The sequence below is a fragment of the Novispirillum itersonii genome (genome assembly GCF_014205675.1).
Classification (GTDB): Bacteria; Pseudomonadota; Alphaproteobacteria; order Rhodospirillales; family Rhodospirillaceae; genus Novispirillum; species Novispirillum itersonii_A.
This window is the reverse complement of sequence record NZ_JACIIX010000002.1, coordinates 86374-100610: the sequence shown is the minus strand read 5'-3', so window position 1 is coordinate 100610 and position 14237 is coordinate 86374. Positions and strand designations below refer to the sequence as shown.

The 14237-nt window shown below is 64.6% G+C and carries 15 protein-coding genes, 1 tRNA gene and 1 pseudogene; 6 read left to right on the top strand and 11 right to left on the bottom strand.

Features of this window, described 5'->3' with window-relative positions:
• The first annotated feature begins 120 nt into the window (after positions 1 to 120).
• The 3 genes from FHS48_RS03675 (at position 121) to FHS48_RS03665 (ending at position 3252) form a co-directional block, all read left to right on the top strand.
• Entirely contained in the window at positions 121 to 1449 is a 1329-nt protein-coding gene (locus FHS48_RS03675; RefSeq protein WP_184261540.1) for a hypothetical protein, read from the top strand.
• Positions 1450 to 1461: 12 nt separating this feature from the next.
• A complete protein-coding gene (locus FHS48_RS03670) occupies positions 1462 to 1974 on the top strand; it encodes a hemerythrin domain-containing protein (protein ID WP_184261538.1) in 513 nt (170 codons plus the stop codon).
• Positions 1975 to 2046: 72 nt separating this feature from the next.
• Positions 2047 to 3252 carry an MFS transporter gene (locus tag FHS48_RS03665; RefSeq protein ID WP_184261536.1) on the top strand — a complete coding sequence of 402 codons (1206 nt, stop codon included), beginning with the start codon at positions 2047 to 2049 and terminating at the stop codon, positions 3250 to 3252.
• A 7-nt stretch (positions 3253 to 3259) separates the two neighbouring features.
• Here the strand turns inward: FHS48_RS03665 and FHS48_RS03660 are convergent, their stop codons facing one another.
• From FHS48_RS03660 to FHS48_RS03645, 4 genes are all read right to left on the bottom strand, one after another.
• Positions 3260 to 3541, bottom strand: a complete 282-nt coding sequence (locus FHS48_RS03660) for a DUF2249 domain-containing protein (protein WP_184261534.1) — start codon at positions 3539 to 3541, stop codon at positions 3260 to 3262.
• Between the two features lie 30 nt (positions 3542 to 3571).
• On the bottom strand, positions 3572 to 3808 hold the full coding sequence (locus FHS48_RS03655; RefSeq protein WP_184261532.1) for a hypothetical protein: 237 nt from the start codon (positions 3806 to 3808) through the stop codon (positions 3572 to 3574).
• Positions 3805 to 4194, bottom strand: a complete 390-nt coding sequence (locus FHS48_RS03650) for a DUF411 domain-containing protein (protein ID WP_184261530.1) — start codon at positions 4192 to 4194, stop codon at positions 3805 to 3807. Before FHS48_RS03650 ends, FHS48_RS03655 begins: the two co-directional genes overlap by 4 nt.
• A 73-nt stretch (positions 4195 to 4267) precedes the next feature.
• Positions 4268 to 4561 carry a type II toxin-antitoxin system HicB family antitoxin gene (locus FHS48_RS03645; RefSeq protein WP_184261528.1) on the bottom strand — a complete coding sequence of 98 codons (294 nt, stop codon included), beginning with the start codon at positions 4559 to 4561 and terminating at the stop codon, positions 4268 to 4270.
• A gap of 166 nt (positions 4562 to 4727) precedes the next feature.
• Between FHS48_RS03645 and FHS48_RS19995 the strand changes: the two genes are divergently transcribed.
• Positions 4728 to 4973 carry a transposase family protein gene (locus FHS48_RS19995; RefSeq protein ID WP_311769072.1) on the top strand — a complete coding sequence of 82 codons (246 nt, stop codon included), beginning with the start codon at positions 4728 to 4730 and terminating at the stop codon, positions 4971 to 4973.
• Positions 4970 to 5287: pseudogene (locus FHS48_RS19990) on the top strand (ISL3 family transposase); the annotation flags it as partial. The gene FHS48_RS19995 and the pseudogene FHS48_RS19990, both read left to right, overlap by 4 nt.
• A 68-nt stretch (positions 5288 to 5355) precedes the next feature.
• Here the strand turns inward: FHS48_RS19990 and FHS48_RS03635 are convergent.
• From FHS48_RS03635 to FHS48_RS03610, 6 genes are all read right to left on the bottom strand, one after another.
• A tRNA-Lys gene (locus FHS48_RS03635) sits at positions 5356 to 5431 on the bottom strand.
• 365 nt (positions 5432 to 5796) lie between these two features.
• On the bottom strand, positions 5797 to 7377 hold the full coding sequence (gene ahpF, locus FHS48_RS03630; RefSeq protein ID WP_184261526.1) for an alkyl hydroperoxide reductase subunit F: 1581 nt from the start codon (positions 7375 to 7377) through the stop codon (positions 5797 to 5799).
• 89 nt (positions 7378 to 7466) lie between these two features.
• Complete coding sequence (gene ahpC / locus FHS48_RS03625) at positions 7467 to 8030, bottom strand: alkyl hydroperoxide reductase subunit C (protein ID WP_184261524.1); 564 nt, start codon at positions 8028 to 8030, stop codon at positions 7467 to 7469.
• Between the two features lie 442 nt (positions 8031 to 8472).
• The gene (locus FHS48_RS03620; protein WP_184261522.1) at positions 8473 to 9588 is read right to left on the bottom strand and encodes a THUMP domain-containing class I SAM-dependent RNA methyltransferase; all 1116 of its coding nucleotides are present in this window, start codon (positions 9586 to 9588) and stop codon (positions 8473 to 8475) included.
• Positions 9589 to 9621: 33 nt separating this feature from the next.
• Entirely contained in the window at positions 9622 to 11187 is a 1566-nt protein-coding gene (locus FHS48_RS03615; RefSeq protein WP_184261520.1) for a sensor histidine kinase, read from the bottom strand.
• A 175-nt stretch (positions 11188 to 11362) separates the two neighbouring features.
• Complete coding sequence (locus FHS48_RS03610) at positions 11363 to 11707, bottom strand: zinc ribbon domain-containing protein YjdM (protein ID WP_184261518.1); 345 nt, start codon at positions 11705 to 11707, stop codon at positions 11363 to 11365.
• A gap of 269 nt (positions 11708 to 11976) precedes the next feature.
• Between FHS48_RS03610 and FHS48_RS03605 the strand changes: the two genes are divergently transcribed.
• Positions 11977 to 13107 carry a hypothetical protein gene (locus tag FHS48_RS03605; protein ID WP_184261516.1) on the top strand — a complete coding sequence of 377 codons (1131 nt, stop codon included), beginning with the start codon at positions 11977 to 11979 and terminating at the stop codon, positions 13105 to 13107.
• Positions 13108 to 13149: 42 nt separating this feature from the next.
• On the opposite strand, the gene FHS48_RS03600 is transcribed toward FHS48_RS03605, so the two are convergent.
• The gene (locus FHS48_RS03600; RefSeq protein WP_184261514.1) at positions 13150 to 14103 is read right to left on the bottom strand and encodes an AraC-like ligand-binding domain-containing protein; all 954 of its coding nucleotides are present in this window, start codon (positions 14101 to 14103) and stop codon (positions 13150 to 13152) included.
• Positions 14104 to 14237: the final 134 nt, after the last annotated feature.

Here is a 14237-nt window from a genome sequence, read left to right as displayed (position 1 = left end):
AGACCATCCGGCGGATTGACCATTCTCAAGGCGGCTTTCCCGGTTTCCGGGCATGGTCACGGGGTCGCCTCAGACAGGATCTCCACCGATGCGGTTTCCCTTCTTTCCGGCCCGGTCCCCATGCTGACGGGCGTCCCCCTTGCCGGGGCGGAACGCCGTCTGGTCGCCGCGCCGGTACCACTGCTGGCCGTCGCCGCTATCGGGGTGGCCCTGACCGCCGGGTGGCTGCTGCTGGCCCTGTGGCCGGACGCCGCCCTGACCGTCACCACCGGCCCCGGACCCGGGCTGGCTGCCCTACATCTGCTGACTCTTGGGGTTCTGGTTCTGACCGTGGTGCTGGTGGTGCCGCAGATCCTGCCGGTGGTGACCATGGTCACCGCCCCACCGTTGCCGCTGTTGCTACCGGTCTATGTCGCCGTCGTTGGCGGCACCGTCGCCCTTGCCACCGGCTTCGCCAGCGGCCAGACGCTGTGGATCGCCGCCGGAGCCCTGTGTGCCGCCGGAGGGATCGGTCTGTTCACCCTGATCTGGGCAAGCCTGCTGTGGAAAGCCCGACGAAGCGGCATGGGCGACCTGCTGCTGGCCAACACGCTGTCGCTGGCCTGCCTGCTGCTGATCGCCACGCTGGGGGCGCTGCTGAGTGCTGATTATCACTGGGCTTTTTTGGGGGGATTTCTCAGTTCCATCCCCGGGGTGGACCATACCGCGCTGGCGTGGACCCACGCCATTCTGGCCATCCACGGGGTGATGGGTCTGCTGGTGATGGGCTATTCCACAGTTCTGGTGCCGATGCTGGCGGTGGCCGAACCCCAGGGTCGGCAGGCCAACCGGGGCTGGATCCTGCTGTATGCCGCCGGAATCCTGACTGCGGCTGCCGCTGCCGCCCTGGGCCTTGATCTGCCGGGCTGGCTGGGCTGGGCCGCCGCCGTCATCGCCGTTGCCGGATTCCTGCGCGGCATGGTGATGGTCCTGAAGCGCCGCCTGCGCAAGGCCCTCGGCCCCTCCTTCTGGCTGATCCGCCTGTCGTGGGGCCTGTGGGCCACCGGCCTGCTGGCCGGGGCCGGGATGCGGCTGGGCTGGCTGCCGCCGGAGCTGGCCGGAACCCTGCTGCTGCCCGGCTGGCTGCTGACCCTGCTGCTGGGAATCCTGCAACGGATCATCCCGTTTCTGGCGTCGATGCATTCCGTGCGCTGCTGTGCCCGGCCGATTCCCCTGCCCCGGCTGGAAAACCGCCGGGAGGCGATGGGTCTCAGTCTGTGCCATGTCGCAGCCCTGCTGCTGCTGACCGGCGGCGTAGCGACCGGCCTGCCGCTGCTGATCCGCGCCGCCGCTGTGGCCGGAGCACTCTCAGGCGGTGCCCTGTTGATCTTCGCCGCCGGAGTGCTGAACCGTCTTCTGACTCACCGCCGCACCGTCGGGCCGCGGCGTCCCCCTTCCCCCGCCGTTTAAGGAGACCGCCCCATGACCTCTGATTTCTTTGGCCAGACCCGGACCGGAGCCCTGCTCCACGGCGAACACCAGAGCACCCTCGCCGCACTGGTGGAGCTGGAAACCTTCACCGGCAGCCGCACCCCGCCGGAGCTGGACGCCAGCAGACGCGCCTTCCTGCTGCGCCTGTACCACCTGATCGAAGCCGACGTGACCGACCACTTCACCTTCGAGGAAGACAACCTGTTCCCACGGATCGCCGCCGCCGGGGCCGGGTTCATGGTCGATATGCTGTCCGCCGAGCATGAGGACATCCGGGCGCTGGCGCAGGACATCCGGGCGATGATCGGCGCTTTTCTTGACGAGACCCCGATCACCCCGGACCGCTGGACAGTGTTCCGCACCACCGCGCGCGACCTGATTGATATGGAGACCTTCCATATCCAGAAAGAGGAAATGGGCCTGCTGGCCGCTCTGCCGCAGGTGCTGGACGATCAGGAAGACGCCGGGATCGCCGCCCGCCACGCCAAGCACGCCGGAGGCTGACACGACCGGCGACAGGCGGCGGGACAGATGGAATAATCGACCGGGTCCGCCATCCACCCGGAAGACTGCCCCATGGCCCGCCACCCCAACCCGGTCGCCCTCATTTCCCTGTCGCAACTGTTCGGCACCTCGCTGTGGTTCAGCATCAACAGTGCCGCCGGGGATCTCGGGTGGGAGTGGGATGCCACCCCGGCGGACATCGGCTGGCTGACCACCGCCGTGCAGGCGGGATTTATCCTTGGCACCCTGACGCTGTCCTTCAGCGGGCTGGCGGACCGGGTCCGCGCCAGCACCCTGTTTGCCCTGTGCGCCGTCGCCGGGGCCGGGTTCAACGCCGGGTTCGCCCTGCTGGCGCAGGGTGTGGCCGATGGCATGGTCTACCGCTTTCTGGTCGGGCTGGCACTGGCCGGGATTTACCCGATCGGCATGAAGCTGATCGTCAGCTGGGAGCCCCAGCGCACCGGATCGGCCCTGTCCCTGCTGGTGGGGATGCTGACCCTCGGCACTGCCCTGCCGCATGCCCTGCGGGCGGTCGGGGCCGGGCTGCCGTGGCAGCAGATCATCCTTGCCTCTTCGGGGCTGGCGGTGGTGGCGGCGGTGCTGGTGCGGCGGCTGGGCGATGGCCCGCACCTGCGCCCCGCCCCGGCGGACGGCACAAACCCGGGCCATTTTCCGGCCCGGCCCTCCCGGTTTGCCGCCTTCCGGATCCCGGCCTTCCGGGCCTCTGCCTTCGGCTATTTCGGCCATATGTGGGAACTGTATGCGTTCTGGACGCTGGTGCCGCTGCTGGTGGCGGACACCCTGATCAACCGCGCCGACGGACTGGGCGAACACTCCGGCCCGGCTCTGTCGTTTGCGGTGATCGCCGCCGGGGCCGCCGGATGTCTGGCCGGGGGCTGGCTGTCCCGCCGCATCGGCAGCGCCGCCGTTGCCGCGCTGGCACTGGCCGCATCGGGGACCTGCCTTCTGCTGTTTGCCCTCGGCTGGCGCCTGCTGCCGCCGGAAATCCTGCTGGGGCTGCTGCTGGTCTGGGGGGCCACGGTGGTGGCGGACTCCCCCCAGTTTTCGGCCCTGTCGGCCCGGGCCTGCCCGCCGCAATTGGTCGGCGGAGCCCTGTCGATCCAGAACTCTGTCGGCTTTGCGCTGACCGTGGTGTCAATTGCCCTGACCAGCCGGGTCTTCTCCCTGCTGGGGCCGGATGCGGTGTGGTTTCTGCTGCCCGGCCCGGTGCTGGGGCTGCTGGCCTTCTGGCCCCGGTTCCGGCACCACAGGGCGTAAAAAGGCATCAGGGCCGCAGGGCAAAGGCCCGCCAGTGGCCATCCGTCCACGGTGATGCCACGGTCAACAGCCCCATCTGTTCCAGCATCCCCCGCAGAGGAGTCGGATCAAACGGGGCGCGCACGATAAAGCCTTCCCCGGCCCGCAGGCTTTCCGCCGCCGCCATCACATCCTCCAGCGGGCTGCCGCCATCGGCGAGGATCGCTGAACCGTCAATCACCGTCTTGGGGGCGGTCAGGACCGGAACCGCCCAGTCCGGGATCGGCGGATGATCAGACAGCTGCGACATAGCGAAACACTCCGGTCCAAAAGCAAAGAATCAGGGACGGCCACTCTGGTCCCCCAGATAGCCGAACAGCGCCCCGACCCCGCCCAGCAGGGCCGCAGCCACCACCGTTCCCAGCAGCAGATCGCCACCGGTCAGCACCGGGGCCCCGCTGTCGGTGGGCAGGGCGCGGATCAGGGATGCCATGCTTAACCATAGCAGCAAAGCAATCCCAACACCAAAGGCCCCCATTTTAACCGTCAGGGACCACTGCCGCAGCGCCGGGATCATCGCTTCTTCTCCGCATCCAGAACAACCTGCAACGGCACCGGCTCGGCAGTGCCCAACAGGGCCATGACGGTTCCGGCACCATCCAGCGACAGACCGGTCACCCCACGCGGCTTTCTCATCAGCAGCCGGGTCACCGCCGCCGGATCCACCGGGCCGATGATCTGGTAGCCACCGACCCGGGCGCTGAGGCAGTCAGCCCCCACGGCCTGCTCCCGGGTTTCAACCGTAAAGCCCTGCGCGGTCAGGCGCCCGGCCCAGTCTGCCCCTTCCGCCCGACAGGACACCGCCGCACTCAGGGCCACACGCGGGGTCTGCACCATGGTGGCGGCCAGAACCCCCATCCACAGCACCGCACCGGCAACAGGAAGCAAAGGCAACAGACGCATGGCGGTCAACTCCGGTGAAATCCGATTCCACCGCCATCATGCCACCGGAAGCCCCGATCTTCCCTGACGGCGATCAAGACCTGAGCCCCCCGGGTGTGCGGGGAACACCCACGCGGATCAACTGCACTGCGGCAACATTGGTGTCGGCTTCAATGGCAAGCTGATCAAGCGGGGTTGGGGCCGGAATTTCGTCCCCGTCCTCAATCATTCCGGCCAGATGCAGGGACAGCGCCCCATGGGCATCGATCACGCAGTCATCAATGCTATCTCCGCAGGCGGCGCAGCCCGGAAGATCCGGGAAAAAGCCGGAAAAGCCTTCTTCGCCCTCTTCCCCGCCTTCGATCACAACGGCGTAAGCCTTAAACATCAGCCATCTCCTCTTTTTTGGTTTATCGCGGGTTAGCGTGGAGACGGGCGAACAACGGCACCTTACTGACACACTGATAGTCGCCAAACATCACAGACTGCCAGAGGGGGTGCCGTTGCCCGGGGGTGATGCTACGTCATGACTCGGTGGCTGGGAAGGTTACCGAATGGAGACGATCCAGCGCCGTAAGGCTGAGCGGCGGGAGATCTGGGTCTACCTGGGGCGTGAGCCGGGCGCGGAAATGATCTGCGATGGCTGCGGCAAAAGGGTGGATCGCGTCCACGATGTCGATGTGCGTACGATCCGCGACCTGCCGATCCTGGACGCCGCCGCCTGGCTGTCGGTGCCGCGCCGCCGGGTGCTTTGCCCGTACTTTGGCATACGGTCGAGGACCCCGACAAACAGGCGCTGATGACGGTCTATGTGATGAAGGACGAGCTCAAGCAGCTGTGGCGACAGTCGCCTGAAAAAGACGCCCGCACCGCGTGGCAGGCATGGTGGGACATGGCTGCCGCCAGCGGCATCGCTCCGCTCGTTCGCTTCGCTAAGAATTTAGCGCCCTACCTGCACGGTATCGTCGCAAGCGCATCATGGCACCTTAACACCAGCATCCTCGAAGGCATCAACAACCGCATCAAGGTCATCAAGCGCGTGGCTTATGGATATCGCGACGAACCCTACTTCTTCCTAAAGATCAGGGCCGCATTCCCCGGAATTCCGCGATGAACCAAAGCAAAAGGCCCGGTCGCTGTGACCGGGCCCTGTACCGAAGGCCTTGGTAAGCCTTCAAAATATGGTGGGTACACAAGGATTCGAACCTTGGACCCGCTGATTAAGAGTCAGCTGCTCTACCAACTGAGCTATGTACCCATATTTTCCAGCGTTTCCGCTGTTTCAGCATCGCTGCTGTGGGGCGGGTTATAAGGGCCTATCGCCATCCTGACAAGCATAAAATGACGATTTCGTTTCTTTTTTCCAAAACCCTGAAAACAGGCGGCCCCGACAGGGGAAATGCCGGGGCCACAAGGGGATAGGGGGACAGCGGGACGAAAAGGCACCCAAGGAAGACGGAGCCTGCCTGCCACAGGAAGGGGGGAGGAAAAGGCAGGCAGGCTCCGCACTCCCGGCCCGCTGACCGGACAGGGCACGCCGGTCAGGGAAACGCTGCCGCACCGCAGGGTACAGTCAGGGCAGCATACGGGCCGGAAGGATCACATCTCCGGAACCAGGCAGGGTCACTCCGCCGCCGCCCGCGCCGGAACCGGGGTGCGGATCAGATAATCAAAGGCCGACAGCGCCGCCTTCGATCCTTCCCCCATGGCAATGATGATCTGCTTGTACGGGGTGGTGGTGGCATCCCCCGCCGCGAACACGCCGGGGACCGAGGTCTGGCCCTTCATGTCGATCTCGATTTCACCGCGCGGCGACAGGGCCAGCGCCCCCTTCAGCCATTCAGTATTCGGGACCAGACCGATCTGGACGAACACGCCTTCCAGCGCCACCGAGCGCAGATCACCGCTGACCCGGTCCTTATAGGTCAGGCCGGTCACCTTCTCACCGTTGCCCAGCACTTCCGTGGTCTGGGCCGAGGTGACGATTTCCACGTTCGGCAGGCTGCGCAGCTTGGATTGCAGCACCGCATCGGCCCGCAGCTGGCTGTCGAATTCGATCAGGGTGACATGGGCGACGATCCCGGCCAGATCAATGGCAGCCTCGACACCGGAATTGCCCCCGCCAACCACCGCCACCCGCTTGCCCTTGAAGAACGGACCGTCGCAGTGCGGGCAGAAGGCCACACCCTTGTTGCGGTATTCATCCTCGCCCGGCACATTCATGGTGCGCCAGCGCGCCCCGGTGGAGAGGATCACCGAGCGGGCCTGAAGCACCGCCCCGCCCGCCATCTGCACCCCGATCAGGCCGCCCGGCTCCGTCGCCGGGATCAGGGCTTCCGCCCGCTGCGCCTTCATGATGTCAACGTCATAGGCCTTCACATGCTGTTCCAGCGCCGCGCCCAGCTTCGGGCCTTCGGTGTGCAGCACGGAGATGAAGTTCTCGATCCCCATGGTATCCAGCACCTGACCGCCGAGCCGTTCCGCCGCCAGACCGGTGCGGATGCCCTTGCGGGCGGCGTAGATCGCCGCAGCCGCCCCGGCAGGGCCGCCGCCGACCACCAGCACCTCAAACGGGGCCTTCTCCGCCAGCTGGGCGGCAGCGCGGGAGGCCGCACCGGTATCGACCTTTTCAAGGATCTGTTCCAGACCCATCCGGCCCTGCGCGAACGGCTCGCCATTCAGGTAAACGGCGGGCACCGCCATAATCTTACGGGCATCGACTTCCGCCGGGAACAGCCCGCCGTCGATGGCGACATGCTTGATCCGTGGGTTGACGGTGGCCATCAGGTTCAGGGCCTGCACCACATCCGGGCAGTTCTGGCACGACAGCGAGAAGTAGGTCTCAAACACCAGATCCCCGTCCAGTGCGGCGATCTGGTCAAGGACCGCCTGCTCTTCCTTGGACGGATGGCCGCCGACCTGCAACAGCGCAAGGATCAGCGAGTTGAATTCGTGGCCCATCGGCAGCCCGGCAAAGCGCACCGCGATATCGGTGCCGGTGCGGGCAATCGCAAACGACGGCGTCCGCGCATCATCGTTGGTGACCGACAGGGTGATGTGATCTGACAGGCCCTCGATATCCCGCAGCAGGTCCAGCATCTCCTGCGACTTGGCGCTGTCATCGACAGAGGCCAGCAGCGCGACCGGCTGGGAAATCTTGGCGAAATAGGCCTTAAGCTGCTCTTTGAGATTGCTGTCCAGCATGGGGATGGACTCCGTTTTCTTTTTTTGATTATCAGGGCGGGATCCCCCGCCGCAGGGGCGCGGCGGGGTCCCGGTAACACCTCTGGGGCTTAGATCTTGCCGACCAGATCAAGGGACGGGGCCAGGGTCTTTTCGCCTTCCTGCCACTTGGCCGGGCACACTTCACCCGGGTGGGAGGCGACGTACTGGGCGGCCTTCACCTTGCGCAGCAGTTCCTTGGCATCGCGGCCGACGCCGCCGCAGGTGATTTCGACGATCTGGATCTTGCCCTGCGGATCGACGACGAAGGTGCCACGGTCAGCCAGACCGACTTCCTCGATCATCACGTCGAAGTTGCGGCTGATGGTGCCGGTCGGGTCGCCGACCATGGTGTACTGGATCTTCTTGATGGCGGCGGAGGTGTCGTGCCACGCCTTGTGGGCGAAGTGGGTGTCGGTGGACACGGAATAGATCTCAACGCCCAGCTTCTGGAATTCGGCGTAGTTGTCGGCCAGATCTTCCAGTTCGGTCGGGCACACGAAGGTGAAGTCAGCCGGGTAGAAGAACACCACCGACCACTTGCCCTTCAGATCGGCATCGGAAACGGTGAGGAACTTGCCATTCTTGAAGGCTTCGGCTTTGAACGGCTTCACTTCGGTGTTGATCAGGGACATCGGTGTTCTCCACTGCGGTGTGTTGTGCAATGAGGAAACAGTACGCCCCGGCTTTACCAAAGAGAAATTAGTTTTTCAGGAAGTTTCGAGTGGGTAAAGCGATTAAATGCCGCGCCGCACACTTAATTTGCCTATATTTTAATCTGTGCATAAAAAATAATCATCTACCGACCCACCAGATCAGCATCGCTTTTTATCAACCCATTGAAAAGAAGAAGAAAATCTCTTTCCCAAAAGTTGGCACGCTCCCTGCATAGCTCTTTTCGCTTCCGACAGGGGGCATACCATGAAGGCCACATCAAAACGATGGCCAGGGTGAACAGGGACTCGCCCGACACCGGGCAGAGGCGAAAGGCCGACGTTGACCGATCCTCCCGGTCGGCGTCGGCCTTTGCGCATTCAGGCCCGGTGCTCTCAGCCCAGTCCCCGTATCCCAGTCCGCTTATCCCAGGGCCGTCGTCAGATACAGCGACACCCGCAGTCCGCCGTGCAGGACCGGTCCCCCGGTCTGCGCAAACGGCAGGCCAGTGGCCCGGGCCAGAACCGCATCGGTGGTGATGATCCCCACCCGCCAGCCGCTGAACCGTTCCGTCATTGTCTGCCCGATCGCCCGATAGAGCCCGGTCAGCTTCTTACGGTCCCCGATGCGGGTGCCATAGGGAGGATTGAGGATCACCAGTCCCGGCGGCCCCTCCGGGCGCTGCAATTCGCTGACCGTCTGTTGAGTAAACTCTGTGCAGGACTCCAGCCCCGCCCGCGCGGCATTGTCCTGACTCATCCGCACCGCCCCGGGATCGCGGTCACTGCCCCGGAACACCAAGGCCGTCTGCCGGGGCTTTTCCATGGCCTGCAACGCCTGCCAAGCCGCCGGGTCAAATGTGGCCAGATCCTCAAAGGCAAAGCGGCGCGACCGCCCGGGGAACAGGCCACAGGCGATTTCCGCCGCCTCGATCGGGAAGGTCCCGGATCCGCACATCGGGTCCAGCACCGGCTCGGCCCCGGTATAACCGCACTGGCGGAGGAACAGGGCCGCCATCGTCTCCCGCATCGGGGCCCGGTTGACCGCTTCCTTATGGCCGCGCTTGTGCAGGCCGTCGCCGGAAGTATCCAGACTGACGGTGCAGACATCATTATGAATGCGGACCTTGACGCAGACAGCGGCATCCTCGGAGACCGGTGCGCCCAGCTCTTCGGTGATAGCCCGGCCGATCCGTTCGGCGGCGGCCCCGGCGTGATAAATCCGCGAGCCCTTGCAGGTCACCTCAATCCGCACCGGCTGATCCGGGCGCAGAACCTCCGTCCATGGCATTTTCCGCGCCCGCTTATCCAGCTGCGCCAGATGAAAGGCCCGGAACGATCCGATCCGGATCAGCACCTTACTGACCCCACGCAGGCGCAGGTTGGCCCGCCAGACATCCGGCCAGCCGCCATGGAGAAGAACGCCGCCGGTGATGGTCTCCACCGGACGGAACCCCAGCGACTTCGCCTCGGCCTTCAGCTCCTCCTCCAGACCGGGGAATGTCACCAGAAGAATTTCAAAACCGCTGTCGGCTGTCATCGCGCACTCCCTGCACAGGCTGAGCGGGGTGTATCAGCCCGGCGGCGGCGGCGCCAGCGGAAGATCAAACGAGAACACCGCCCCGCCACCGGGATTATCCGTCACCCCGATCTGGCCGCCGTGATGTTCCACCACCTTGCGGCACAGCGCCAGCCCCAGTCCGCTGCCGCCGGACAGCGGCCCCCGCTCCACCCGCTGAAACATACCGAAGATCCGGTCGCGGTGTGCCAGGGGCACCCCGATCCCGTTATCGGCAACATCCACCAGAACCCGGCCCCCGGAGACCCGCCAGCGGAACTCCACCCGCAGCGGTCGGGCCGGATGGGCATACCGCACGGCATTGGCCAGCATATTGCGGAACACATCGCCGACCATCTCACGGTCCGCCAGCACCGATACGGCGTCGTCAGGAACACTCACCGCCGCCTGCGTCAGGGTCAGAAACCCGGAATAATCGCGGACCACATCCTGCACCGCCTCCCGCAGCGGAAACACCTGCATCCGGCCTTCATCCCGCCGGACCCGGGAAAAGCTGAACAGACTGCTGATCAGCCGGTCCATGCGATCGGCACCGTCGCGGATGAACCCGATAAACTGGCGCGCATCGTCATCCAGCCGGTCCGCATAGCGCCGCTCCAGAAGGGTCGCATAGCCGGAAATATTGCGCAGCGGCTCCCGCAGATCGTGCGAGGCGACATGGGCAAAGGCCTCCAGATCCGCATTGGACCGCCGCAGGTCCTGTTCTACCTGTGCCCGGTGCGCCACCTCCGTCAGCAGGGCATGATAGGGCATCAGCAGCCCGGTTTTGACCACCGAGTGGAACAGGCTCCACAGGGCGGCAAACTTCAGAAGATGGCCGATGAGGTTCGAAACGCCATAGACGTTGATGTACAGGGTGAACATCGCCTCCGCCGCGATGCTGAACAGCATCGCTGCCGCCAGACCCGGAGCCACCGTGGTCCCGACGGCCTCGCGGTGTCGCCAGACCCGGATCAGGGCCACCGCCAGCATCAGGATGATCCCGTATTCTGAAGCAATCTTGAAAGGGGTGAGGCCGACCCCGTTCTGATAGGCGGTCGGAAACAGACGGAGGAAGACCAGCCCGATCAATCCGGCGGTCAGCCCGCCAAACAGGGTAAAAGACAGGCCCCGGCTGATACTGCGCCCGGCCACACCGGGGGCCAGCAGCAGGGCCAGCGCCTGCACAAAGCGCCCGACCAGCCACAGCTGTGTCGCCTCATCCGCGCCATCGGTTTCCAGCACCCCCATGCCCTTATAGGCCATGGCGTGCAGAAAGTCGGCCATGCTGCCCCAGAACATGCCGTTGGCGGCAAACACCCCGACGGTATTGACGGCGAAGCGCGAGGAATACCATGCCACCACGCACATCATCACGCCGACGACGATCGCCACCCCCTCAACAGCGGCATGAAACAGCAGGAAATTCCATTGGCTGAGCCCAGCCAGACAAAGGCAGATCAGCAGAAACAGCAGAGGCTTCGCGCCGGACAGCCCGGCAAGACTGCCCCGCAGAAAACCGGGGAAAGAAGAACCGGCATCCCCAGACGCTGAGGGCCGGTCAAAGAGCTGAGATCCCATCGGGGCATCCCTGTCTGCCAGTCCGGTTTCTTTTCCGGGTCCCCCGACCCGCCCGCCCGAAAACCGGAGACCGTCATACCTGCGCACACCGGTCAGCATAGGCGCTTCACCGTGGCACAACCAGTTTTTTCCGGTCGGCGGCGGGGGCCTCCCCCCGCCGGTCCGGACAGAGGCATCACGCCTTGCGGACAAACTCCGACTTCAGGTTCATCGCGCCGATACCATCGATCTTACAGGAAATATTGTGGCCGTCGGTGGCCTCGACCAGACGGATGCTCTTGACCTTGGTGCCACCCTTGACCACCAGCGAGGAGCCCTTGACCTTCAGGTCCTTGATCACGATCACACTGTCGCCATCAGCCAGAACATTGCCGTTGGCATCGCGGATCGCCGTATCTTCGGCGGCGGTGGCGGCATCGGTTCCGGTCCATTCATGGGCACAGTCCGGGCAGTTCCACAGCGACCCGTCGTGATAGGCGTTTTCGGATCCACACTGCGGGCATGTCATTTCGGCATCCATCGTCGGGACTCTCTTCTGTTGCGGGCCGGATCACGGGGGATCAGGCCGGTTGTTTGGGGTACCCCTGCGTAAAACATGGTTTCCGCCGCCCCGTCCAGCTTATTATTGCGGACAGGATCACAGGCCCGCCGCCCGGACCGCGTCAGGTATAACCAAACCTTAAGGCTTCCCGGGCAGTGTCGGCGCCGGGAAATGGATGACATGCGCCGCTGCGGCGCCTGCGGTCTGGCGGAATTCCGCCAAACCGCCTGACCGGAAAGCACAACGCCATGACAACCGATCAAGCCTTCTGGGAAGACGCCCTGCGCCGGTGCGAGGCGGAAGACTTTGCCGCCGTGCTGGCATCGCTGCCTGCTCAGGATCTGGACCATACGCTGTTCCACCGCCACCTGCTGTGCCGCAACCTGCTCCAGCGGCGACAGTTTACGGCGCTGGAAGGGCTGGTGAACCATCTGGACGCGGTGACCGGACAACACGCCCCGGAACGGATGCTGATCCACCTGTGGCGCGGGTACCTGCTGGAACGGGCCGGAGACCATAGCAAGGCGGTCTCCAGTTTCTGGAAGGCGATGCAGGCCAGCCGGGATCACGCTTTCCACAATCCGGCGGTGTCGATACAGGATAGCTTTGATATTGGCGGCAGCCTGTCCTGTGAGTCCGCACTGGCGCTGGACCCGATGGATCTGCCGCCGGTGACGTGGGATCTGCCCGCCGGGGACACCGCCCACAGCGGCCCGGTGCTGCTGCTGGCGGCCAATGATGTGTATATCGACGAATTCCTCAACGACGCCCTCGACAGTCTGGAGGATAGCGGCGACACCATCACCCGGGTCCATGTCCATGCCATCGGGCTGGAGCTGAATGCCGATGCCCTGCGCGGAATGTACCCCGGCCTCTCCATCGGCCTGAGCCATGAACCGCCCTGTCCGTATGAAAAACGGTCAGAACGGCTGGCCTATTACGCGGCGGCCCGGTTCCTGCGGGCGGCGGAATGCCTTGACCGGTATCATGGTGATCTGGTGGTCGCTGACATTGATGCCACCTTCACCCCGGCCCTGCATGGCCTGCTGCCGGTCTTCGCCAAGGCGGAAATCGCCCTGTTCAGCGATCCGGTACAGTTCCCGTGGCTGCGCTATATGGCGGGGGTGGTATCAATCCGCAACACCGGGGCCAGCCGCCGGATGCTGGACCTGTTTCTCCGCAGTTTCAGCGACCGCCTGCCGGTCAACAGCAGCTGGATGGTGGATCAGGCCGCGCTGTACACCGCCATCCACTTTGCCATGCACCGGCATGGCCTGACCGTTGTCGGATTACATCAGGAAACCGGGCTGACCATGACCGATGTGCTGATCACCCCCACCGACCGCCACGCCAAAAACGACCTGCGGGGGGAAGCATAAGGAGCCCGGACGGCCCGGCAGCGCCAAGATCAGGCGGGAGATTTACCGCAACCGGCCCAGCGCCCGCGCCTCCCGCGGGCTGATGCCGAACTGGGCCTTATAAGCGCGGCTGAACTGCGCCTGATCGCTGAACCCCCAGCGATAGGCGATATCGGCAATCGTCTGATGATTCGCCGGATTGCGCAGCGCTTCGTTACAGGCATGCAGCCGCTGTTCCCGGATCCACTGGGTGACTGTCTGTTCGCTGCGGTGAAACAGCTGGTGCAGATAGCGGACGGAGATCCCGCAGGCATCGGCAATCGCCTGCGGGCTGAGGTCAGGGTCGTGCAACTGGCGGCGGATATAGCTTTCAATCCGCCGCAGATGGGCGGTGCGGACGCAGGACTGGTTGCTCTTCAGCGCCCGGTCATCGGCCTCAATCGCCAGCGCCAGCAGGTCCACCAGCTGCTGACCGATTGCCGACCGCCCCGCCTCGTTCAGTTCCGTCAGCCGGGACGGCACTAACCGCAGGAAATCGACGAACAGAGCCCCCACGCCCTTGCTGGCATCAAAGCCAAGGGCACAGAAACGGTCCGGCTCGCGGATATGGGCGCGCAGCACCGGGGCCGGAACCTTCAGCACCAGCAGGCTGTTGTCGCCCCGGTGGCTGAACTCATAGGGTTCATGGCTGCGTTGCAGAATAAAGCCCGATGGCGTGCAGTGGACATCATGCCCCCCCTGCGAGAAATCAATCTCCCCGGTTTCCGGGACCGTCACCAGAAACTGCTCATCGCGTTCCTTGACCAGATGGCGGCGGTCGCGGGCATAGCGGATCGCTGACGATTGATGCCGTGACAGCGACAGGCTGCCGAGCGAGTCCACCGCCAGCCGGGCATTGAAGCGCTCCGGCAGCGGGATATCCAGCTTCAGCGGAAAATAGGTCAGGGCGATGACCTGCTCCCAGTAACGGCCGCGGGCATACCCCGGGCTTTCCGCGGTACTGTGGCGTATCGACATGGCTGTGTGCCTCCCCAGGCAAACCCATCCACCGTGTGGTCCGATGGACGTTTCCGGACTCCCCTTGCGGGCCGATTATGGTTCCGGCCTCTGTAACGGGATTTTTTTGACCGTTTACGGACAGCGTGCGCCAG

Bases quoted from the DNA above. Each gene is read 5' to 3' on its own strand.
- FHS48_RS03615 (WP_184261520.1), bottom strand. From the start codon at position 11,187: ATGGGATCTCAGCTCTTTGACCGGCCCTCAGCGTCTGGGGATGCCGGT.
- FHS48_RS03660 (WP_184261534.1), bottom strand. From the start codon at position 3,541: ATGTCGCAGCTGTCTGATCATCCGCCGATCCCGGACTGGGCGGTTCCG.
- FHS48_RS03610 (WP_184261518.1), bottom strand. From the start codon at position 11,707: ATGGATGCCGAAATGACATGCCCGCAGTGTGGATCCGAAAACGCCTAT.
- FHS48_RS03600 (WP_184261514.1), bottom strand. From the start codon at position 14,103: ATGTCGATACGCCACAGTACCGCGGAAAGCCCGGGGTATGCCCGCGGC.
- FHS48_RS03650 (WP_184261530.1), bottom strand. From the start codon at position 4,194: ATGCGTCTGTTGCCTTTGCTTCCTGTTGCCGGTGCGGTGCTGTGGATG.
- ahpC (WP_184261524.1), bottom strand. From the start codon at position 8,030: ATGTCCCTGATCAACACCGAAGTGAAGCCGTTCAAAGCCGAAGCCTTC.
- FHS48_RS03670 (WP_184261538.1), top strand. From the start codon at position 1,462: ATGACCTCTGATTTCTTTGGCCAGACCCGGACCGGAGCCCTGCTCCAC.
- FHS48_RS03645 (WP_184261528.1), bottom strand. From the start codon at position 4,561: ATGTTTAAGGCTTACGCCGTTGTGATCGAAGGCGGGGAAGAGGGCGAA.
- FHS48_RS03655 (WP_184261532.1), bottom strand. From the start codon at position 3,808: ATGATCCCGGCGCTGCGGCAGTGGTCCCTGACGGTTAAAATGGGGGCC.
- FHS48_RS19995 (WP_311769072.1), top strand. From the start codon at position 4,728: ATGGAGACGATCCAGCGCCGTAAGGCTGAGCGGCGGGAGATCTGGGTC.
- FHS48_RS03605 (WP_184261516.1), top strand. From the start codon at position 11,977: ATGACAACCGATCAAGCCTTCTGGGAAGACGCCCTGCGCCGGTGCGAG.
- FHS48_RS03665 (WP_184261536.1), top strand. From the start codon at position 2,047: ATGGCCCGCCACCCCAACCCGGTCGCCCTCATTTCCCTGTCGCAACTG.
- ahpF (WP_184261526.1), bottom strand. From the start codon at position 7,377: ATGCTGGACAGCAATCTCAAAGAGCAGCTTAAGGCCTATTTCGCCAAG.
- FHS48_RS03620 (WP_184261522.1), bottom strand. From the start codon at position 9,588: ATGACAGCCGACAGCGGTTTTGAAATTCTTCTGGTGACATTCCCCGGT.
- FHS48_RS03675 (WP_184261540.1), top strand. From the start codon at position 121: ATGCTGACGGGCGTCCCCCTTGCCGGGGCGGAACGCCGTCTGGTCGCC.